The sequence below is a fragment of the Pseudoalteromonas sp. LC2018020214 genome, from assembly GCF_016598755.1.
Taxonomy (GTDB): Bacteria; Pseudomonadota; Gammaproteobacteria; order Enterobacterales; family Alteromonadaceae; genus Pseudoalteromonas; species Pseudoalteromonas distincta.
In genome coordinates, this window is sequence record NZ_CP066804.1 from 226,423 (window position 1) to 248,939 (window position 22,517).

Genomic DNA, 22,517 nt, shown 5'->3' on the forward strand with positions numbered 1-22,517 from the left:
GGTTAGCAGGAAGCTATTATAACTGAATAATTAAGCGCTTTTAGCTGCTTGGTTATGCTCAATATAATCATTAAGCGCAGCAACTTGCGCCTCATTAAAACGTAGTCCTAATTTACTGCGGCGCCATAAAATATTGTATGCGTTTTCTGCCCACTCTTCATTTAGCAAGTAATCTACTTCTGCTGCAAATAAACCATGGCCAAAATCTTGGCCTAAATCACTCAACCCAGTTGCACTACCTAATATATGTTTAGCACGAGTACCATAAGTGCGTACAAAACGTTTAAGTGTTATTTCAGGTAGCCATTCGTATTTTGCTTTTAGCTCTGATTTAAGTGCTTCTACAGAGCTAAAATCACCACCAGGGAGCGGACTATGTTTGGTCCACGCATTGCTCATTTGCGGATAAAAGTCTTCAAGCTTATTAACCGCAGCTTCGGCAAGTTTGCGATAAGTTGTAATTTTTCCGCCAAACACACTCAGTAGAGGTGTTTGCTTAGCATCACTCGAAAGCTCTAATTTATAATCGCGAGTAACGGCTTGTGCATTAACTGATTCGTCATCAAGTAATGGGCGTACACCAGAAAAGGTATGTACTATGTCTTCGCGTTTAATCGGTTGTTTAAAGTAGATATTAGTAATATCAATTAAGTAATCAATTTCTTCATCACTAATTTTAACGTCTTGTGCTTCACCTTTGTGCTCTACATCGGTTGTGCCAATAAGTGAGAAGTCATCTTCAAACGGAATAACAAACACAATGCGCTGATCTTTATTTTGTAAAATATAAGCTTGTTTTTCATCGTGAATGCGAGGCACTACAATATGGCTACCTTTTACAAGGCGAATATTTTGTGGTGATTTTTCTGTTAGGGCTTCATCAAATAATTTAGCTACCCAAGGACCCGCAGCATTAACAATGCCTTTGGCAGAAATGGTGTATTTAGCTTTACTCTTTTGCTGCTCAAGCGTTACCTGCCATTTACCTTGCTCACGTTTAGCATTTACACACTTAGTTTGTGTGGTAATAACGGCGCCTTTTTCCTGCGCTGCAAGGGCGTTTAAAACGACTAAGCGAGAGTCATCAACCCAGCCATCAGAGTATTCAAATCCTTTGGTAATAGAGGGTTCTAAAACGCTATTTTCACCAAATTTAATGCTTCGAGAACCCGCTAGTGTTTCGCGTTTCGCTAGGTTGTCATACATAAACAAACCAATGCGAATCATCCACGCAGGGCGTAAATGCTTTTGATGCGGCAATCTAAAAGTAAGTGGCCACATAATGTGAGGTGCGTTCTTAAGTAGCACTTCTCGCTCTGCTAGGGCTTCTTTTACTAATCTAAATTCGTAGTGCTCAAGGTAGCGCAGACCGCCGTGGATCAGCTTAGAACTGTTTGAAGATGTTGCACAGGCAAGGTCTGATTGTTCGCACAATAGAACTTTTAACCCTCTGCCAGCTGCATCAGCTGCTATTCCAGTGCCGTTTACACCGCCACCGATGACTAGTAAGTCATATTCGTTATCTGCTAATTCCACCGAGCTAACCTTTTTATTTGTAATATAAATAAGACATAAGCATAATAAAGCTGCTGTTTTCATTTGACAATAGAAAACCCAGTTTTTTATTCTTTAATTTTGACGCCAATCCATTTTCAATTTTAAGCAGTAAAGCATGCCTTTTAAATCTAGCATTTAGCTAAGTTAAAAAAGCAAAGTGGCTAAAGTACTGGCCTTAGCCACTTAGTATTTACTGCGGGCAGTTTTTATTCGTTAAGCAGACTTGAGCTACGCAGTGCTGCCATTTTGCGTATAGATCGTTACGCTCGTCGGCACTCATGGTGGGCTCAAAGCGACGGTCGCATGTCCACATTTTAGATAACTGTTCAGTCGACTCGTACACACCTGCTTGCAAGCCCGCTAAATAAGCGACCCCTAAAGAAGTGGTTTCGGTCACTGTTGGGCGCTCAACTGTTGCACCTAAAATATTTGATAAAAAAGTCATAACCCAATTATTTTTTACCATACCGCCATCTACACGAAGCACACTTGGGCGAAGGCCATCACGCTCCATCGCTTTTTGTAAATCTTTGGTCTGGTAACCAACTGATTGCAAAGCAGCCGCAACAATAGTGCTAATACCAGAGTCGCGTGTTAGCCCTAAAATAGCGCCACGTGCATTAGGGTCCCAATAAGGAGCGCCTAAACCAGTAAACGAAGGCACTAAAAATACACCATGATCGAGCGGTACATCTTTAACCATTGACTCACTTTCGCCAGCATGGCTAAGTAGTTTTAAGCCTTCAACAATCCACTGCATAGTTGCGCCAGCCATAAATATACTGCCTTCAATGGCATAAGTTGGCTTGCCGTTTAATCTGTAGGCAACAGTGGTCAGTAAGCGGTTTTCTGAGGTCAGTGCTTTTTCGCCAGTGTTAAGCATTAAAAAACAGCCAGTACCGTAAGTACTTTTAGCCATGCCTTGTTCAAAACATGCGTGTCCTACAAGCGCAGCTTGTTGATCGCCTGCAATACCACATACGCGAATTGGCGCGCCAAAAATATCAGCGCTGGTTGAACCAAACTCGTCAGCTGAATCCATTACTTCTGGCAGCATAGATTCTGGAATATCGAATAACTCTAAAAGCTCTTGATCCCACTGCTGGGTGTGAATATTAAATAACATGGTGCGCGATGCATTGGTTGCATCGGTGCGGTGCTCTTTACCGCCAGTTAGCTGCCAAAGTAGGTAAGTGTCAACCGTACCGAAGGCGAGTTCGCCTGCAAGGGCTTGTTCGCGTGCGCCTTCAACGTTATCTAAAATCCAACGAACTTTAGTGGCCGAAAAATAAGGGTCGAGCAGTAAGCCTGTTTTATCGCTTATTGTTTGGCAAAGCTCATCAGTGCTTAGGCTTTCGCAATAGTCACTGGTGCGACGGTCTTGCCATACAATAGCGTTATAAATTGTTTTGCCTGTTTTTTTGTTCCATACCAAAGTGGTTTCGCGCTGATTGGTGATACCAATGGCAATAATTTCTTCAGGCTTTACATCGTTTTTAGTTAACACTTCGCGACTAGTGCTAAGCACTGTTTGCCAAATATCGTTAGGGTCGTGTTCTACCCAACCATTTTGTGGAAAATGCTGCGAAAATTCTTGTTGTGCTGTACCAAAAACGTCTGCATCTTTTGTAAACAAGATGGCCCGAGAGCTTGTGGTTCCTTGATCAATTGAGAGTATGTATTTGGACATGATATTTGTGTTATTTATCTTATCTTATATATGACTAGATTGCCTTTAACCGAAGTTAATGGCAATGGTTTTTTCTTAAAATAGCAGATTAAAAAACAAACACGCCAATATTTGCTGGTAACTCTTTTATATAAAAGGCGTTTTATTTTTGCATTATTTTAAGGGCGTATGCGGCTATTGATTAAAACAACCGCTTAAAGCTTATTATTACTTGGTGTGAGGTTTAGCTTGTTGCCAATCCATACCGGTAGAAAAGCGATTATCAAACCCGCGCCACTGTGGCAGCGGCTTACCATCAACAACAGCTTGGTCGCCGTTTTGTGGTAAATCTAAGTATTTACACTCGCTGGCTATGCCTTTTACGTGGCAATCCATCATGGCAAGTACAAAGTGTTTGTTGGTCTCGTTTAGTGTGCGCATAGACCACGAAGGCTCGTAGTAATGACCTATATCTAGCTCACTGCTGCTTTGTGCAATAGCAGGGGCTGGGTGTGGTGCAATATTATGGCGTGCATTTTTGTAAGTAAGCATGTACTTATCTTTGCTGCCTGTTTGTTCATAAAGACTTTTAATGCCTTCATAGCCTGAAATGTCATCTAAGTTACCAGCTACATAAAGCGAAGGTACTTTAATATTTTCCATTGCTTTGGCATCAAATATAGCGTGCTGTCCGCCCCACGGTGCAAAGGCCACCATGGCTTTTATACGAGGGTCTACTTTTGGATTTTGGTATTGTCCACCAGCGCAGCTGTTTAGTAATTGCTGTACTTGTTTAATTTGAGCTGGGTCTTTCATACCCGTAAACATAGCCGTAGTTTGCTCATTAAAAGCGAAACAACCACCTATTGTATTTACCGCGCCATAGCCACCCATTGAGTAACCAATTACACCTGCGCTTTTGTTGTCTACTTGCTTGCTTGCAAAGTTGTTTTGCTCATTAAAATAATTAATAACAAACTGCTGATCGCGTGAGCGATTTATAAGCGTGCTAAAAAAGCCAGAGAACGGTGCGTTTTCAAAATCAACATCGGCATTGGTTGAGTCAGTATGATCAATAGCTACCACAATGTAACCGTGCGACGCTAAATGCTCGCCAAGGTAGTACATAATTGTACGGTAACCGGTATAACCGTGCGAAAGCACAATGACAGGGTAGTGCTCTTTATTATTAATGGCGACATCACGCATTGCATCGGCTTGCAAAGTAAATTCTTTACCTGAGCGAGTTTCATCTGTGTAGCTGGTAAGTGGCGCTTTTGCTGTATTTGCAGCCGGATACCACACTTCTACTTTTAAAGGACGATCTTTTTGGCCTTGTGTAGCGGGGTCAAATTGCGCAGGGTTAACTAAATCAAGTGTTTGCACACCTACATTGTAGCTACCTTTAGCTGCAAGCTCTGGGAGTACTTCGCTAGTGATTGGCGGGTATAGCTGCTCTGGTTTATTAGATTGAGCCACAGCTACACTGGCAGATAAACTGCACGTAGCAAGTAACATGGCTTTTGAAAGCGCCTTGAGTGTGTGTGTCATTGTGTGTCCTTGTTGTGTATTTTTATTTTTTAATTTGTCAGTTCAGCCGACTCGACGGCATTGCTATATTGCAACTGCCACTGTGCTCGTAAGGTATCCATTATGTTCATAACTCGTAAGCTAGTGCTGAGGGGCAACACGCTGCTTTGGGTTTGTTTTTGTAATATACACTGCGTGACATGTGCAATTTCAAACTTAAAGTTTTCATCGTCACTAAAGTTGTATTCAAAGCATTGCGGGTCTTGGTCGTTTATGTGTAGCTCTAGTGTTTTTGCACCTACAAACTGAGGTATTCGAATATAGCCAAGCTCACCATTAATACATGCTTCTGTGGGGCCACTTTGTTGTAGTGCGCTGGCAAGAGATGCAAATTGCCCGTTACCGTAATCAACTATAGCAGTGCTTCGCTCATCAACGCCGGTTGTGCTTTTATGTACAAAGGATTTGATGTGTTCAGGGGCTTTATTAAATACCACATCAGCAATCGAAATAGGATAAATACCTAAATCGAGTAGGGCGCCACCCGCTGTTACAGGGTTCATTAATCGGTGAGTGTCGGAAAAGCTGCCGGGTAAACTAAAGTTGGCATTAACACTGTGCACATTACCAATAACACCTTCATTTAGAAGCTGTTGTAATTTTACTATGGCGGGTAAAAATCGCATCCAAACGCCTTCCATTAAAAAGCAGTTTTGTTGCTTTGCAAGCTCAGTGAGACTTTGCAACTGCTTAGCATTAACGGTAATTGGTTTTTCGCTTAGCACGTGCTTATTGTGTTTTAAGCATTGGGCGATAGTTTTAAAGTGTTGATCGTGCGTATTGGCAATATAAATAGCATCTATATTTGGGCATTGCATAAGAGCTTGATAGCTCTCATAGCCTTGAATATTGTACGGTGTGGCAAATTCTTTAGCGCGCTGCATACTCGTTGATGCAGCGCCAATAAGCTGTGCATCACTGCAATGCGCAATGCTTTTAGCAAAGGTGTGAGCTATATTGCCACACCCAATAATTCCCCAATTAACCTTTGCCATGCTTATTCCTTAAGTTTATTTAAAAAGACGTAATTTGTAATCCTGAACCCGCTGAGCATACGTAAATATCAGCATTTAAGCTAAAGCGCTCAAAGTAATGCTTTTCTACCGCAGCTTTAATAAGAGGTACTTCCGCATCGCGACACAAACATACAATAGCACCACCAAAACCACCCCCTGTCATACGAACTGCGCCGCGATCGCCCATCGCTTCTTTACAAATTTCTACTAGGCCATCGGTTGCTGGTACGGTTACTTCAAAGTCGTGTTTAAGAGATTGATGCGATGCTGCCATTAGCGTGCGAAGTGCATCCATATCGTTATTTTGTAGTGCAGTAGTTGCTGCAATTACACGGTCGTTTTCGCTAATTACGTGATGTGCACGTTTATATTCGTTTTCGCTTAATGTCGCTTTTACTGCTTGCAGGCCAGCCATGGTGGCTTGGCGAAGTGTTTCTACACCCATTTTTACAGCAGCTTGTTCGCAGTCAATACGGCGCTGGTTATATTCGCTATCAACCAACTTACGCGGGTAGTTTGAATTAACAATAACAATATTTAAATCATCAGGAACTTTAACTGATTTAGTTGCTAAGTTTTCACAGTCGATTAATAGTGCATGACCGTTCTCGCCTTTAGCTGAAATAAGCTGATCCATAATGCCGCATTGGCAATGCATAAAGTCGTTTTCGGCTTCTTGGCCAAATAGCGCAATTTGCTCTGGCGGTAAACCAAGCTGTGCAATATGGTTAAACATACCGCCAACTGCAACTTCTAGTGCGGCCGATGACGACAAGCCACTACCTTGCGGTAAGTTGCTGTCAATTAGTAGGTCGGCACCACGCAGTGTGTAGCCCGCTCTTTTAAGAACATAAGTAACAGCACGAATGTAGTTACCCCACTGCGACTGGCCTTCAGTGATTTCTTCATCAACACTAAAGCTGTCTTTTTCGCCTGGGTAATTTAAAGAATGCACAGTAATAATATTGTCGTCGCGCTCTTTGAACATTACTTGGGTACGAAACTCTAACGAACAGGGTAAAACAAAACCGTCGTTGTAGTCGGTAAATTCGCCAATAAGGTTTACACGCCCCGGTGCTGCAGCAATACCTTGAGCAGGCGCGCCATACAGTGACAAAAATTGTTGTTGGAATTCGTTAAGCTTCATCTGTGTGTCCTGCTGTATCTTTATAGTGTGTTGTACTGGCTGCTTTTAAAATAGAAGCAGCGGTTTCTGCGCTTAAATCGCGTTGGCTTTCGCCTAGCATTTCGTAGCCTACCATGTGTTTTTTAACAGTAGCAGAGCGAAGTAGCGGCGGATAAAAATGGGCATGCAAACGCCAATGTTGCTCATCAGAGCCTCTGTTAGCCGGTGCATTGTGCCATCCCATTGAGTATGGGAAGCTGCAATTAAATACGTTGTCGTACTTAGTGGTTAATACTTTAAGTGCCTGAGCCAAAGAGTCTGTTTGCGCATCGTTTAGCTGGCTAAAGTTTTGAATGTTATCTTTAGTTACTAGCATTGTTTCAAACGGCCATGCTGCCCAAAATGGCACCACTACAAGCCAATGTTCGTTTTCAAATACAACACGTGTTTGATCTGCTTGCTCTTTTTGCGCGTAATCGGCAAGCATAGCTGTGCCATGCTTTTTATAATAAGCAAGCTGCTGGGTATCTTCGGCTTCTATTTCGGTTGATAAATGCGAGTGAGCCCAAACTTGGCCGTGAGGATGAGGTTGCGAACAACCCATGATCTCGCCTTTATTTTCAAAAACTTGTACACATTCGTACTGCTGTGCAAGCTCTGTGTAATTTTGTTTCCAGGTTTTCACTACTTCGTGCAATGCGTTTTGGCTAAGCTCTGGTAGTGTTTTGTTGTGCTCTGGAGAAAAACAAATTACGCGGCATTCGCCACTGGCTTCGTCGGCAATGAATAAATCGCTGTCTGATTCTAAGCTTTGTAATTGCTCGCTGGCATTAGGTGTTAATGCGCCAAAGTCATTTCTAAATACGTGTGTGTATTTGTAATCTGGATTGCTGTCGCCATTTGCACGGGTGTTGCTTGGACAAAGTGGGCAGTTTTCATCGTGTTTTGGTAATACGTTTTCGTTAACGGCTTCTGTTGCGCCTAACCATGGGCGGTTATTACGATGTGGTGACACTAATACCCAACGACCCGTTAGCGGATTTTTACGTCTGTGAGTACTTTCTAATAAAGCCATGTTAACTCTCCAACCCACTTGGGTAATTAGTTTGCCAGCGCCATGTGTCGTTTGTCATGTCGCTAAGTGTTAGTTCTGCGTGCCAGTTAAGTGTGTTTTGCGCTTTTGTGGCATCGGCGTAGTTACAGGCAATATCACCTGCTCGACGCGGTGCAATCTTATACGGAATATCTTTATTGGCTGATGCGCTAAATGCGTTGATCATATCAAGTACAGAATAACCTTGCCCTGTGCCTAAGTTGTAAGCATGAAAGGCGGTATCTGTTTTATGCTGCATAAATGCCGCAACATGACCTTTAGCTAAATCTAAAACATGAATATAGTCGCGCACGCCTGTGCCATCTTCGGTGTCGTAGTCGTCACCAAAAATATTGACCACGTCACGTTTACCTACTGCAGTTTGAGCAATAAAGGGCATTAAGTTATTAGGAATACCATTAGGGCTTTCACCTAATAAACCACTTGGGTGTGCACCTACTGGGTTAAAGTAACGAAGCGCAATACCCATAAATTGACTGTTGGCATTACATACGTCTTGCATGGCTTGTTCAACCATGACTTTAGTCCAACCATAAGGATTAGTTGCGCGTATAGGATGCTTTTCGTCAATAGGGAGGTAGTCTGGCTCGCCGTACACAGTAGCCGATGAGCTAAATATAATATGGTTAACGCCTTCATCTTGCATGTTTTGTAGCATGCTTAATGTTCCCGACACGTTATTTTGATAATAACGCAGCGGTTGCTCGGTAGATTCGCCAACGGCTTTTAAAGCTGCAAAGTGAAAGACAGCTTCGGCTTTAGTGTGTTTTAGAGCGAGCTTAAACTGTTGCTCGTCTTGTATGTCCCCCAAAATAAACTCAAACCGAGTACCCGTAATCTTTTCGAGTTGGTCAAGTACCCGCGCACTTGCATTAGACAAGTTATCATAAATAACAGGTGTAATACCTGCTTCATGCAATGCAATACATGTGTGGCTACCTATGTAACCCATGCCGCCAGTAACTAAAACTTTCATGTTATTTCTCGAAAAGTGTATTTATATGATAAATACTACTATTAAGGTGGTTTAAAAACAATAGTTATGATTGCTGAGTAATTCAAATAAAAGCATAAAAAATATTCAGCTTAAACACTCATCTGCCTTTTAAAGGAATGCTTTTATATTAACTAACATAGGCTTAGCTTTATCAATTAATTCTATAAACTGATTCAACTATTGGCCTAATTATCAGCAGTAAGTCGGGGTGCTAATATAGCGAAAATAAAGTAAGGAGAGATCAACATGAACAAAACAATTTTACTTACCGGTGCTACCGATGGCATTGGGCTAGAAACTGCAAAGATGTTATTAGCACAAGGTCACACCGTATTATTACATGGCCGCAGCCAAGCAAAGCTCGATGCGCTACAAGTAGCTTTAACCGAGCAATACCCAAAGGCAAGTACACATACTTATATTGCTGATTTAAGCGATATGAGCCAAGTTCAAACTTTGGCAAAAAATGTATTAGCCGATTTGGCCGAAAATAATAACCAGCTTGACGTACTTATTAATAATGCAGGCGTTTATCAATTAGTTGATGCTACAACAATTGATGGCCTTGATGCTCGCTTTGTTGTAAACACGATTGCGCCATATCTTCTTACAAAACTATTATTACCTGTCCTTGGTCATGATTCGCGAGTGGTTAATGTGTCATCAGCTGCGCAATCAAGCGTTAACTTAAATGCACTTATGGGTAACACTGAACTTTCTGATAGTGCGGCTTATGCACAAAGTAAATTGGCTATTACTATGTGGTCGCGTCATTTAGGGCTTGAGCTTAAAGATACTGGGCCATTAGTTGTATCGGTAAACCCTAAATCGTTACTGGGAAGCAAAATGGTAAAAGACGCTTACGCTATAGATGGTGGGGATTTAAAAATTGGCGCAAATATTTTTTGTCGCGCAGCGCTTAGTGATGAATTTAAAGATGCCGCAGGCCTGTATTTTGATAACGATACAGGACGCTTTGCGCCTCCTCATGTTGATGCACTTGATAATGCTAAAAATCAACAACTAGTAGATACGTTAGACAGTATTTTAGCACAGCTTAAATTAGGTAAAGCATAATGAAAAATCATGTTAGCTGGACAGTACAAGGCCAAATTAAAGAAGGTAAATACGATGAGTTTTTACTGGTAATGGCACAATTAGTTACTTTGGCTAAAAGTGAAGCGGGCACTTTAATGTATGAGTGGGCAGTAAGTGAAGACAAACGCAAGGTACATATTTACGAGCGTTACCAAGATGAAGATGCTGCTAAAGCGCATCTTGCTGGTTGGGGCGAAAGTGGCCCACTATTTTTAAGCGTAGTTGATATGGATAAAGTAACGGTATTTAGTCAATTATCAGAAGAGTTTGCACAAGCCTTTGCAGGCCCAAGCAGTGTATTTATGAAACCTGTGGGTGGCTTTGTAAAGTTTTAGAGAAAATACCCATTGTTGATCTAAAGAGCTCACCTCATCAGTGAGCTCTTTTTTTAGTTGCATTACTGCTCTTGCTGCAAGCGTTCGTATAGCCAATCTTTTAGTTCTGTACGTTCGTGTTTTAATAGATGCATTTGTTCATCGCTTATGGGCGCATCTTTGAGCTCTAACACTCTAATCTCTTTATCTAGCTTGTCGTACTTATCTGCTTTTTTTGCAAATTCAGTATCGCTTTCATTTAACTCGGCAATGGTCTTTAAGTACTCTGGAAAGTCATTTGTTAATGAGTGGTCTTCGCCTAACATATTCGCTCCTTTGTAGGATATAAATGAGCTCACAAGTAAGTGAGTTGTATAAGTGAATTACTGCCTTTCATACAATACACTGGGGCTTACATAGATATAATTCAACCATCGAGCCGTTAATTTGATGTAGCGCAAACAACCGTTTTTACTTTTTAGCCGTTACTGTTTTTCCCAATAAGGGACTTCACCAAAGTAGGCAATAAAATGATCGATAAACGCACGCACCTTAGGGGCTAATAATCTATTGCTTGGATATACAGCCCAAATATCGGCATTAGCTACCAGCGGAAAGTCTTTTAACACTTCTACTAGGCTGCCATCTTCTAAATATTTATAGCTACACCAATTTGAACTAATAGTAATACCTAACCCTTGTACGCACGCATCACGAACGGCTTCACCGTTATCAAAACGAAGTGCGCCTTTGGTTTTAATATTAAGAGTGTCTTTACCTGATTTAAAACCCCAGCTCTCTATACTGGCTAAGTTAATAGTTTGATGATTAACTAAATCTTGCGGTGTTTTAGGCAAGCCGTTTTTAGCTATATACTCAGGCGATGCGCATACAATACGGTTATCAGATGCCAGTTTGCGAGCAATTAGGTTTGAATCTTTAAGTGCCGCATCGCGAATTGCAATATCAAAACCGCCTTCTACTAAATCAACAATAGTATCGCTAAAGCGGCAATCTATAGTCAGCCCTGGGTATTTTTGCATAAAGCTTTTTAAGGCAGGGACTATATGCATGCGTCCAAAAGAAGCAGGCGCAGTGATACGTAATATACCTTGCGGCACTAAGCTTCCTGCACCTACCGAGGCGCGTGCGGTTTCTAATGTTGCTAGCACCTCTTGTGCATGAGGTAAAAATGCCTCGCCTTCTTCGGTCAGCGACACCTTGCGCGTAGTACGATGAATAAGTCGTACTCCTAAGTTCTCCTCAAGCTTGCTAATATATGCACTCGCTACTGCTGGTGATAAATCAAGCTCTCTTCCTGCTAGGCTTATATTATATGTATTAGCAATGCGTACAAACAAAGCAAGGTGGTCATTATTCATACTCGATTCTCAATATTATGTTGAAACAGATTGTGTATTTAGCCTTATTATCATTTATTAAAGGCAAAGCTACAATGAAACCTCATTACACATTAACTATAAACAGCTAATAGAGGCAACACTCATGAAAGCAATGACAATTAATAATTTTGGTGGCACTGAAGAGTTTGTAGCAGCAGAGGTTGCAAAACCACAAGTAACCGCAGGTAACGTATTGGTTCGCATTGCTGCAACTAGCGTAAATACAATTGATATGATGATTCGTCAAATGGGTGCCGATTTACCATTTGCTCCAAAGTTACCAGGCATTTTAGGTATGGACTTTGCGGGCACTATTGAAGCTGTGGGAGACGGTGTAACAGAGTTTACTGTAGGTGATGAAATTTACGGTTGTGCTGGTGGCCTAGGCGATTTACCAGGTGCACTTGCTGAGTTTATGCTTGCTGATAAGCGCTTAATTGCTCACAAACCTAAAAATCTAACCATGAAAGAAGCAGCCGCTATTCCACTAGTAGGTATTACAGCACTCGAAGGCTTAACACGTGCAAATGTAAAAGCAGGACAAAAAGTGTTAGTGCACGGTGGTGCAGGTGGTGTAGGCCATTTAGCAGTACAACTAGCTAAACACTTTGGCGCTGATGTTTACTCAACTGGCGGTAACGCAGAGCAACTAGCACTAATAGAAAGCTTTGGCGCTACAGGCATTAACTTTAAAGACGAAACTGTAGAGCAATACGTTGAAAAACACACCAGTAATATGGGCTTTGACATGGTATTTGATACAGTAGGTGGTGGTAACCTTACTAACTCATTTGCTGCAGCAAAGCTAAATGCACAGATATCTACAACGCTTTCTTTATTAGAAGTAGACTTAAGCCCAGTACACTTTAAAGGGTTATCGTTAAACGTAATCTTTATGCTTATCCCGATGATCCACGACTTTAATCGTCAAGATCATGGCGACAAACTAGCAAAGCTTGCACAAATTGTAGAAGCTGGCGGTATGCGCCCAGTACTTGATGAGCAAGATTTTACATTAGAAGATACAGCTAAAGCGCATGATCGTTTAGCAAGTGGCCAAGCACTGGGTAAAGTGGTTATAAACGTACAATAATGCATTAAGGCCGGCTTTTTAGCCGGCTTCTTTATAATTCTAATATTCCTTCTAAAGATAGCTCTAACATAAGATAAACAAACCTCATTTATGTTGACGAATTAATAGTGGTAGAATGCAGCGCTTAGTACCACTTGTGTAAAGTAGTGGTCAATAATTTATAAGGTCTGTTGTGTAATGCTGTTGATGATCGACAACTACGATTCGTTTACTTACAACTTAGTGCAATATTTTCAGCGTTTAGATCAAGACGTTTTAGTAAAACGTAATGATGAGCTAAGCATTGCACAAATAAAACAGTTGAACCCGCAGCACATCGTGTTATCGCCAGGGCCATGCACCCCTAACGAAGCGGGTATTTCACTAAATGTTGTTGAGCAACTAAAAGGGCAATATCCTATTTTAGGGATTTGCTTGGGACATCAAACTATCGCGCAAGCTTTAGGTGGAGATGTAATTCGTGCTAAAAAAGTAATGCACGGTAAAACATCACCCATAGTTCATACTAATAAAGGGGTGTTTAAAGGCTTAGCTAATCCGTTAACGGTATGTCGTTATCATTCTTTAGTGGTTAAAGCGCAAACTCTGCCTAAAGAGCTTGAAGTAACCGCATGGACTCAAACTGAGCAAGGCGAGTTTGACGAAATTATGGGGTTGTTACACAATGAACTTGCTATCGAAGGTGTGCAGTTTCATCCCGAAGCTATTTTAACTGCTCAAGGCTTAGAACTGCTTGATAACTTTTTAACTCGCTTCTAATGTTATAATACACATAGCATTTTATACTTTATTAATGGATGTCATGACTGAACTTGTAGCCCAGCAGCGTACTGCCAAAATACTAAGCCAACGAGCTCATGACTTATTGCTTGGGCATAGCTTTGCGCATCAGCAAATTGGTTTCATTCATACATTAGATATAGATTACGGCGAACCCATGAAGCAGCGTACCTTGCTTCAGGTTGAAGTGGCCGCACAGAATAAACGCCAGCAAAGCAGTACTGCACATCATAAGTACCGCGCTCAAGCCAGTGAGCAACTGCACAAAACAATTGAAACAGCTATATATAAGCAGCTCGAAGATATAGATGGCGTAATTCATAGCACCATAGGTATTGAAGATGGTATTGCCAATATACTCGATATATTAGCGGTAAAGTCAGCGTCGGTAGGGCGTTTAGAGCCATTGGTTAATGATATAAGCTGGTTGGGTAGGGAGTTAGTAACGCTCGTTAATTTACCTTACTATCGTAATCAACGTAGTAAAAACACGTCTGTAAAAGTAGATAAGCCATCGCTCGCCCTTCGTTATATTGGCCTTGATAACTTACAGCTAGTTATTCCTACATTTGCTGCCCGCCATTGGATGCCACATAGCACCGAACCATTTTCGTTATTAAAACGTCGTTTACGTGACAGTGCCATGGCAAACGCCATTGCTGCGCAAAAAATTGCACAAATTAACAATGTAAATGACGTTCATGCATTTACCCTTGGTATGCTTTTAGATGTAGGGCGAATTGCATTAGTGCGCTTGTACTTAAAAACGTTTGAGCAAATATGGCAACGTAAAGTACAGCTAGCCCGAAATGAAAACCAAAAAGATTTACACACCGCATTATTAGAGCTACAGCCCGACCCGTTATTTTTAACCACTCTACTTAGCAATAAATCGATAGAAGTAAGCGCTAAGGTAATAGACAAAATGGCTTTTAAATATTTACCGTTTAAAGGGGTAATGCAGCAGCTAGTAAATGGGGTAGATAAGGGCGATACATTACTGCCATTAACAGAAGTAATGCTAAAGGCACGGTGCTATTCTCAATATCTTAATTTAAAAGAACATCAACTTATTGAACCTGATGAAGCTCTAAGCTGGTTTTCGCACTTTAAGTTCACTAAAACGGAACTAAAAACCCTCCAATCGAGTAATTTTACCAATTTAGCTATTCAAATTGACTAAAAATCTGAATTTTTTGTTAATTTTTTTGCGACTAACCATTCATTTTCATCTTATTGTTATATTACATATTTGCCGATTAAAGCGTGTGCGCCTCTGTACTCATGCGGTTAGTTGCCTAAAAATAAGCATAAATAGCTATGCAAATAGTTATTCACTATCTATGAAATAATATCTTTAGCCCTTTATTTTCAAGGGATACATGAAAGTTTTTAACGAGACAGATATAAGTAATTCTGAAATAATGTGCGTCTGAAAATTGAACCACAAAGCAATTTTGCGCAATTATCAGGTTACTGATCTTGCCTATAAAGTTGGTTACAAATATTAACCAAACACCTATTTTGATGTTTTGTGTTGCTCACAATTAAGAGGAAATAAAATGACAGTCAATCGCGAATTATTTGATCACGTAATGGTTCCTAACTACGCACCTTCAAGCGTAATTCCTGTTCGAGGCGAAGGCTCTCGCGTATGGGATCAACAAGGTCGAGAGTTTATCGACTTTGCTGGTGGTATTGCAGTTAACTGTCTTGGCCATTGCCACCCTGCATTAGTAGGCGCATTAAAAGAGCAAGGCGAAAAAATCTGGCATTTATCTAACGTAATGACCAATGAGCCGGCACTTCGCCTAGCTAAAAAAATGGTTGATGCGACATTTGCTGAAAAAGTTTACTTTGCCAACTCTGGCGCAGAAGCAAACGAAGCCGCGCTTAAATTAGCACGTCGTTTTGCACTTGATAAGTTTGGCGCAGAAAAATCACAAATCATCGCGTTCAACAAAGGTTTCCACGGTCGCACATTCTTTACCGTAACTGTTGGCGGCCAAGCTGCATATTCAGATGGTTTTGGCCCTAAGCCTGGCGACATTGTACATTGCGATTACAATGACCTTGCTGCTTTTGAAGCACTTATCAGCGATAAAACATGTGCCGTAATGATGGAACCTCTTCAAGGTGAAGGCGGTATTGTTTCACCAACTGATGAGTTTGCTCAAGGTGTTCGCGATTTATGTACTAAACATAACGCACTGCTTATTTTTGATGAAGTTCAAACAGGTGTTGGCCGTACTGGCGATTTATACGCATACCAAGGCTTAAACGTAGTACCTGATATTTTAACTTCGGCTAAAGCACTTGGCGGCGGTTTTCCTATTGGCGCTATGATCACAACAACTGAAATTGCACAGCACCTTAAAGTAGGCACACATGGTTCTACTTATGGCGGTAACCCGCTTGCGTGTGCTGTTGCAGAAGCTGCATTTGATACAGTAAATACCCCAGAAGTACTGGCTGGCGTAAAAGAAAAAGCCGCATTATTTAATGAACTACTTAGCGCGGTTAACGAAAAATACAACGTATTTAGCGAAATCCGTGGCCAAGGTTTATTAATTGGTGCAGTAGTGAACGAGCAATACAAAGGTCGTGCAAAAGAGTTTTTAGTGGCAGGTACTGAGCAAGGCCTTATGTCACTAGTTGCCGGTGCAGACGTAGTACGTTTCACTCCATCTTTAGTAATTCCTGAAGCGGACATTCGCGAAGGTATGGCACGCTTTGAAAAAGCAGTAGCAAGCGTAGTAAACGCATAAGCGACTTAAGCCAACCAATTAAGGGCAAGCACCGCTTGCCCTGCAATTCCTATTTACCGTTATTTATAAGGGAGCAAGCGGACTCATGATGATCCTTCGCCCAATCCAGCAAAATGATTACTCAGCATTACTGAAAATTGCCCACGAATCTGGGCATGGTTTTACGTCTTTGCCATTAAACGAAGAACTATTGCAAAAGAAAATAGACCATTCTGTAAGTTCATTTGCTAAGCAAACGTCACAACCCGGTGACGAAGGCTACCTGTTTGTTCTTGAAGATAGCGAAACCGGTGATGTTGTAGGTACGTCTGCAATTGAAGCTGCGGTAGGGCTTGATGATGCATTTTATCATTATCACTTAAGTAAAGTGATTCACTCTTCGCGCACATTAGACGTATACAAAGCGGTTGATATTTTAACGCTATGTAACGACTACACAGGCGCTACAGAGCTTTGCACATTGTTTTTAAAAGATGGCTATCGTAAAAATTGTAACGGTAAGCTACTTTCAAAAGCGCGCTTTATGTTTATAAAGCAGCATCAAGAGCGTTTTGCACAAACAGTGATTGCAGAAATGCGCGGTGTGTCTGACGAAAACGGCAGTAGCCCTTTTTGGCAGTGGCTTGAAGAGCACTTTTTCTCAATGGATTTTCCAACAGCCGACTACCTAACAGGTATTGGCCAAAAGGTTTTCATTGCTGAATTAATGCCTAAATACCCAATTTATGTAAATTTGCTAAGTAAAGATGCGCAAGCCGTAATAGGTAAAGTACACGACAACACACGCCCAGCAATCGAGTTATTAAAAAGCGAAGGCTTTACGTTTAATGGCTACGTAGACATTTTTGACGGCGGCCCAACGGTTGAAGCAAAAGTAGATAACATTGCGACGATTCGTAATGCAAATAACTTTAACGTTGAAATTGGCGAAATGACTGGCGACACCATGGTGTTACTAGCTAACGAAAAGCTTGAAGATTTTAGAGCAACCGTTGCACCAATGACATTTGACGAGCGCGCAAAAAGCCTTATTTTATCGCAAGAAGTAGCAGATGCATTGCATTTGCAAACTGGCGATATTGTTAGTGCAACCACGATTTAATTTAGGAGAAAGTATATGACTCATCCTGCACAATTTATTAATGGTCAATGGTCACAAGGCCAAGGCACAGAATTTAATTCAGTAAATCCTGCAAATAACGACGTTATTTGGCAGGCATCATCAGCAACTGCGGCGCAAGTAGACACCGCAGTAAATGCAGCGCGCGAAGCGTTTTATGTATGGGCTGATAAAAGCTTTACTGAGCGTTTAGAAATAATTAAAGCATTCGCAGCGCAATTAAAAGAAAACAGCGAAGAGCTCGCTATTACTATCGCACAAGAAACAGGTAAGCCACTGTGGGAAACTCGCACAGAAGCGGGTGCTATGGTTGGTAAAATTGCCATTTCTGAAAAAGCATTTTTAGAGCGCACTGGCGATGTAGAAAACGCAATGCCACTTGGCCGTGCGATGATTCGTCATAAGCCACATGGGGTTGTAGCTGTGTTTGGTCCGTATAACTTTCCGGGTCACTTACCTAACGGCCACATTGTGCCAGCGCTTTTAGCAGGTAACACGGTTGTATTTAAACCGTCTGAACTGACTCCTAAAGTTGCCGAGCTTACGCTTAAACTGTGGGAAAAAGCAGGCTTACCAGCCGGTGTAATTAACCTAGTTCAAGGTGAAGTAGAAACGGGTAAAGCTCTTGCTGCTCACAAAGGTATTGATGGCTTGTTCTTTACGGGTTCTTCGCGTACTGGTCATATTTTACATGAACAGTTTGCGGGTCAACCGGGTAAAATTTTAGCGCTAGAAATGGGTGGTAATAATCCACTTATTATTACTGACGTTGAAGACACTAAAGCGGTTGTTCACGATATTATTCAATCAGCGTTTATCTCAAGCGGCCAGCGTTGTACATGTGCACGTAAACTGTTTTTACCTAAAGGTAGCAAAGGCGATGCAATTTTAGAGCGCCTTATCACTGCAACTAAAGCGATTAAAGTAGGTAACTACGATGATGCAGACCAGCCATTTATGGGCTCTATGATCTCATCAGCGGCAGCAGCGGGCATGGTTAAAGCGCAAAACGAGCTTGTTGAGCTTGGCGCTCAAGTATTAGTAGAGCTTGAGCACACAGTCAATACCGGTTTTGTAACACCAGGTATTATTGAGTGTACAAATATTAGTGACTTCCCAGATGAAGAGCATTTTGGACCACTTTTAAAAGTATTCCGCTTTGACGACTTTGACCAAGCCATTGATAAAGCAAACGATACAACCTTTGGTTTATCGGCTGGTTTATTAAGTGATAGTGCAGCAGATTACGACCATTTTTTACGTCGTATTCGCGCTGGTATTGTTAACTGGAATCGCCCAATTACTGGCGCATCAAGCGCAGCACCATTTGGTGGTATTGGCGCATCGGGCAATCACAGAGCAAGCGCGTATTACGCAGCTGATTACTGTGCATACCCAGTTGCTTCAGTAGAGCTTGAAAAAGTAGCGATGCCAGCAACACTAAGCCCAGGCTTAAAAATAGATTAAGTAGTAATACTACTTAATCATTATAAAAGCAGCTTCGGCTGCTTTTTTTGTATTGCTATCGTACAAGGCTAGTAATTATCGACTCTTTCTGCTTAAATCAGCATAATTAAATATATTTAGGTGGTTCGCATAATGGTTTTAGATAGGCAAGGGTACGATGATTTGATCATGTATCTAACTCAAAATTTAGCATTGTTTGAGAAGCCAGGCGAAATAAAACCAGGCGCTCCAACAGTAATGGAATTAATCGAAGACGTTATTGCACAAAATGTGATGCTTATTTGCGAGCAGCACACAGACCTCAACACAGAGCAGCGTAGTCAAATTGTACGTGAAGTTGATGGCATAGTTTACGATTTAGAAGAAGTCCTCAGCAGCATCACCTCACAGCCTGTCACGGTTGAACAGCATGCTTTTATAGATGAATTTGCAGGTTTAGTGAAAAACCTCTTTGATAGCGCATTAGCACAACAATCTTAGCCATTTTATAGCCCTGCGTTGCATTTTCATTTGCAACTACGGCTAAGTTGCTTACAATCAAGAAAATATTTTTTTGAGATATAACAATGCAAGCAAATGTAAAATGGGTTGAAGGCGATACGTTTATTGGCCGTTCTAATTCTAACCACAATGTTGTGTTTGATGGCGGCAGCGATAGCGCAGCACCAAGCCCAATGGAAATGGTTTTAATGTCAGTTGGCTGTTGCTCATCAGTTGATGTGGTTAGTATTTTAAAAAAAGCTAAACAAGATTTTTCAGACGTACAAGTGCAACTCAGTGCAGAACGCGCCGAAACAGCACCGCGCGTGTTTACCAAAATCAACTTACACTTTGTTGTTAAAGGCAATAATGTGTCTGAAAAGCACCTTGCACGTGCAGTTTCACTCTCTGCTGAAAAGTATTGCTCGGTTGCATTAATGCTTGATAAAACAGTAGAAATTACGCATAGCCACGAAGTTGTGCAAGATCAAGCAAAATAACGCTTTTTCCACGAGGAAAATTCGTATAAAATCCGCGAACTTTTCATTCTGCAGGTGCAGAACCCACTAATTTATAGGTTGGTTTATTATGAACAAACCCTTCGATAAACTTAAACTTCATGGCTTTAACAATTTAACCAAAAGTTTAAGCTTTAGTATTTATGATATTTGTTACGCAAAGACCGAGCAACAACGTAAAGAATATATTGAATATATCGATGAGCAGTACAGTGCAGATAGACTAACCGATATTTTAGGTGAAGTTGTTGATATTATTGGTGCTAACATTTTAAATGTAGCGCGCCAAGATTATGAACCGCAAGGCGCAAGTGTAACTATTTTGGTTTCAGAAGAACCAGTAGAAGAGCAGCAAAATTACGATGCTGACGAAGCACCAGGCCCATTACCTGATTCAGTTGTTGCACACCTAGATAAAAGCCACATTTGTGTACACACATACCCAGAAGCTCACCCTGATGATGGTATTTGTACATTCCGTGCTGATATTGAAGTATCTACCTGTGGCATTATTTCGCCACTTAAAGCGTTAAACTTCTTAATTCATAGCCTTGAGTCAGACGTAGTAACAATAGACTACCGCGTACGTGGTTTTACCCGCGACATAAACGGTGTTAAGCACTACATTGATCATGCTATTAGCTCGATTCAAAACTTCATGACAGAAGATACCAAAGAAGCGTACCAAATGATGGACGTGAACGTGTATCAAGAAAACCTGTTCCATACTAAAATGATGTTAAAAGAAACCGACTTAAATACCTATTTATTCGGCCTTTCTACTGATGAGTTATCGGATGAAGAAGAAGACGAAATTCGCTCTAAGCTGACTCGCGAAATGCAAGAAATATTCTATGGCCGTAACCTGCCAGATACAGAATAATAGCAACGAATTAAATTAAAAATGGCGCTCAGTGAGCGCCATTTTTTTGCTTTATTTTATAAGCAATAATTGTGTTTGTCGGCCATTTAAATACCAGACACCGCTTTTATCAAAAATAGCATCTTCCTCTAGCATTATTCTTATTTCTTTATTCCACGGCTTTATAAACACCGCATTGTTAAGCTCAATTGAGTAAGCCGTATTTAAATGTAGCGGATAGTCCCCATCTCCCGGTACACCTTGCTGAGAATCCCACATACCTAATGTAGTACCAGCAGCATGACCATGAAAGCCAAGAGGATGAGTATAAATAGTGGGTTTTAATCCCTGAGCAATAGCGGCTTTTCGTGCTGCAGCTAAAACTTCATTACCGGTTTTTCCTACCGCAAATTGATTGGTAAATATATCTTGGAGTTTATTACCGCTTTTTAGTGCTTCAACTAAGTAACTAGGCGCACTCGTTTCGTTTTCTTTGAGCACATACGCATGTTGCTGCGTGTCGGTATTTAAACGTAAATAAGTAATACCAAAATCGACATGAAGTAAATCACCGGCTTGTATAACGTTATCATCGTAGCCATTGGTAAAGCTTTCTTCATGATTAAACGACTTCGCATCGGCGCGTTGAATAGCAACGCTTGGATGAAACCATGTTTGTAGTTTTAGCTCTTTTACGCGCTCTCTAAACCACCATACCAAGTCATCGCTAGTTGTTTCACCCACCGTAATTGTTTTACCCGAAAACCCCTCTGCAATAATATGATGAGCAATAGCCACAATATGTTTATACATTTCAACTTCTTCAGGAATGCGTTGTTCTAACCACGCAACACCAAGCGGCTCTGCAGAAATTATTTTATTGTGATAAGTGGCGGGTAAGTTAGCCATTAAGGTTTTGTAATCGCCTAGCACAAGGCCATCGGCATGTGCCCAGTCGGTAGAAGTATTAAGCGCAATGTTGCGAGGTTTGTATTGCTCAATAAGCGTATTGAGCGCCTGCCACTGGCTAGGTTGTGTTTGCTTATCCCAGCCTTTTTTAAATACATTACCTATTTTATAAGGCGCAATAGCGTAAGCATCAACCCCACCTTGCTTATTAAGTGCAAATAGCAAAATGGTGGTGCGTCTGGCTGAAAGCCATGTTGCAGGCAGCATTGTTTTTAATATTGGATCTTCATTGTATTCTCGGCTTATAAGAAGCCACATATCAGTGTTGTGCTGCTTCATTAACGAGGGCATTAAGCTATTGATTCTAAGCTCAGTTATTTTATCTATAAACGCTGCGCGCTCTTTCATTGATAAAATTATTGGAGGTTCTGAGGCTTTAACTAAAGGGCTTACAAATAGTGTTGCGAGCAAACATGCGCTTATTAGTAATAATTTATTGTATTGCATAGTTGGGCTATTTTTAGGCTAATTTGTACTTAACATGCCAGAACCCACACTATAAAAAAATAATTTGAGACAAAGCGTACAAACAAAAAAGCCCAGCTAATTAACTTAGCTGGGCTTTTGAATATATAG

General features: G+C 41.1%; 21 protein-coding genes. 11 read left to right on the forward strand and 10 right to left on the reverse strand.

All coding sequences use genetic code 11. The annotated features are described in order from the left end of the window. Nucleotides 1-30: 30 nt before the first annotated feature. The 7 genes from glpD to galE form a co-directional block, all read right to left on the reverse strand. Nucleotides 31-1,536: a glycerol-3-phosphate dehydrogenase gene (gene glpD, locus JG479_RS01050; protein WP_200219751.1), complete on the reverse strand. Its 1,506-nt coding sequence runs from the start codon at nt 1,534-1,536 to the stop codon at nt 31-33. 211 nt (nt 1,537-1,747) lie between these two features. Beyond that, nucleotides 1,748-3,247 (reverse strand): glycerol kinase GlpK, encoded by a 1,500-nt coding sequence (gene glpK / locus JG479_RS01055; RefSeq protein ID WP_200219752.1) that lies wholly within the window; start codon nt 3,245-3,247, stop codon nt 1,748-1,750. A 207-nt stretch (nt 3,248-3,454) separates the two neighbouring features. Then, nucleotides 3,455-4,777 (reverse strand): alpha/beta hydrolase family protein, encoded by a 1,323-nt coding sequence (locus JG479_RS01060; RefSeq protein WP_200219753.1) that lies wholly within the window; start codon nt 4,775-4,777, stop codon nt 3,455-3,457. Nucleotides 4,778-4,806: 29 nt separating this feature from the next. Beyond that, complete coding sequence (locus tag JG479_RS01065) at nt 4,807-5,811, reverse strand: Gfo/Idh/MocA family protein (RefSeq protein ID WP_200219754.1); 1,005 nt, start codon at nt 5,809-5,811, stop codon at nt 4,807-4,809. Nucleotides 5,812-5,830: 19 nt separating this feature from the next. Then, entirely contained in the window at nt 5,831-6,979 is a 1,149-nt protein-coding gene (gene galK / locus JG479_RS01070; protein WP_200219755.1) for a galactokinase, read from the reverse strand. Further along, nucleotides 6,969-8,033, reverse strand: a complete 1,065-nt coding sequence (locus JG479_RS01075) for a UDP-glucose--hexose-1-phosphate uridylyltransferase (RefSeq protein ID WP_182720190.1) — start codon at nt 8,031-8,033, stop codon at nt 6,969-6,971. Before JG479_RS01075 ends, galK begins: the two co-directional genes overlap by 11 nt. Nucleotide 8,034: 1 nt before the next feature. After that, nucleotides 8,035-9,048 (reverse strand): UDP-glucose 4-epimerase GalE, encoded by a 1,014-nt coding sequence (galE, locus tag JG479_RS01080; RefSeq protein ID WP_101164424.1) that lies wholly within the window; start codon nt 9,046-9,048, stop codon nt 8,035-8,037. 267 nt (nt 9,049-9,315) lie between these two features. On the opposite strand from galE, the gene JG479_RS01085 reads away from it, so the two are divergent. Both JG479_RS01085 and JG479_RS01090 read left to right on the forward strand, forming a co-directional pair. After that, nucleotides 9,316-10,146: an SDR family NAD(P)-dependent oxidoreductase gene (locus JG479_RS01085; protein WP_200219756.1), complete on the forward strand. Its 831-nt coding sequence runs from the start codon at nt 9,316-9,318 to the stop codon at nt 10,144-10,146. After that, complete coding sequence (locus JG479_RS01090) at nt 10,146-10,502, forward strand: putative quinol monooxygenase (RefSeq protein ID WP_200219757.1); 357 nt, start codon at nt 10,146-10,148, stop codon at nt 10,500-10,502. Before JG479_RS01085 ends, JG479_RS01090 begins: the two co-directional genes overlap by 1 nt. Before the next feature lie 62 nt (nt 10,503-10,564). Here JG479_RS01090 and JG479_RS01095 read toward each other — a convergent pair whose 3' ends face one another. Continuing rightward, nucleotides 10,565-10,807 carry a YdcH family protein gene (locus JG479_RS01095; protein ID WP_002958856.1) on the reverse strand — a complete coding sequence of 81 codons (243 nt, stop codon included), beginning with the start codon at nt 10,805-10,807 and terminating at the stop codon, nt 10,565-10,567. Between the two features lie 159 nt (nt 10,808-10,966). Further along, a complete protein-coding gene (locus JG479_RS01100; RefSeq protein ID WP_200219758.1) occupies nt 10,967-11,863 on the reverse strand; it encodes a LysR family transcriptional regulator in 897 nt (298 codons plus the stop codon). Nucleotides 11,864-11,987: 124 nt separating this feature from the next. Between JG479_RS01100 and JG479_RS01105 the strand changes: the two genes are divergently transcribed. From JG479_RS01105 to speD, 9 genes are all read left to right on the forward strand, one after another. Continuing rightward, a complete protein-coding gene (locus tag JG479_RS01105; protein WP_200219759.1) occupies nt 11,988-12,977 on the forward strand; it encodes a zinc-dependent alcohol dehydrogenase family protein in 990 nt (329 codons plus the stop codon). A gap of 177 nt (nt 12,978-13,154) precedes the next feature. Continuing rightward, nucleotides 13,155-13,736, forward strand: coding sequence for an anthranilate synthase component II (locus JG479_RS01110; protein WP_024596662.1), 582 nt, complete (start codon nt 13,155-13,157; stop codon nt 13,734-13,736). 43 nt (nt 13,737-13,779) lie between these two features. Continuing rightward, nucleotides 13,780-14,940, forward strand: a complete 1,161-nt coding sequence (locus tag JG479_RS01115; protein ID WP_002958858.1) for an HDOD domain-containing protein — start codon at nt 13,780-13,782, stop codon at nt 14,938-14,940. Between the two features lie 379 nt (nt 14,941-15,319). Beyond that, nucleotides 15,320-16,525 carry an aspartate aminotransferase family protein gene (locus JG479_RS01120; protein WP_002958859.1) on the forward strand — a complete coding sequence of 402 codons (1,206 nt, stop codon included), beginning with the start codon at nt 15,320-15,322 and terminating at the stop codon, nt 16,523-16,525. An 85-nt stretch (nt 16,526-16,610) separates the two neighbouring features. Next, nucleotides 16,611-17,627: an arginine N-succinyltransferase gene (astA, locus tag JG479_RS01125; RefSeq protein WP_002958860.1), complete on the forward strand. Its 1,017-nt coding sequence runs from the start codon at nt 16,611-16,613 to the stop codon at nt 17,625-17,627. A 15-nt stretch (nt 17,628-17,642) separates the two neighbouring features. Further along, nucleotides 17,643-19,112: a succinylglutamate-semialdehyde dehydrogenase gene (astD, locus tag JG479_RS01130; RefSeq protein WP_200219760.1), complete on the forward strand. Its 1,470-nt coding sequence runs from the start codon at nt 17,643-17,645 to the stop codon at nt 19,110-19,112. A gap of 132 nt (nt 19,113-19,244) precedes the next feature. Continuing rightward, nucleotides 19,245-19,592 carry a DUF3802 family protein gene (locus JG479_RS01135; protein ID WP_002958862.1) on the forward strand — a complete coding sequence of 116 codons (348 nt, stop codon included), beginning with the start codon at nt 19,245-19,247 and terminating at the stop codon, nt 19,590-19,592. 86 nt (nt 19,593-19,678) lie between these two features. Beyond that, nucleotides 19,679-20,092, forward strand: coding sequence for an OsmC family protein (locus JG479_RS01140; protein WP_002958863.1), 414 nt, complete (start codon nt 19,679-19,681; stop codon nt 20,090-20,092). Nucleotides 20,093-20,180: 88 nt separating this feature from the next. Then, complete coding sequence (speD, locus tag JG479_RS01145) at nt 20,181-20,993, forward strand: adenosylmethionine decarboxylase (protein WP_024597058.1); 813 nt, start codon at nt 20,181-20,183, stop codon at nt 20,991-20,993. A gap of 51 nt (nt 20,994-21,044) precedes the next feature. Here the strand turns inward: speD and JG479_RS01150 are convergent, their stop codons facing one another. Continuing rightward, nucleotides 21,045-22,388 carry a M24 family metallopeptidase gene (locus JG479_RS01150; RefSeq protein WP_200219761.1) on the reverse strand — a complete coding sequence of 448 codons (1,344 nt, stop codon included), beginning with the start codon at nt 22,386-22,388 and terminating at the stop codon, nt 21,045-21,047. Between the last annotated feature and the right edge of the window lie 129 nt (nt 22,389-22,517).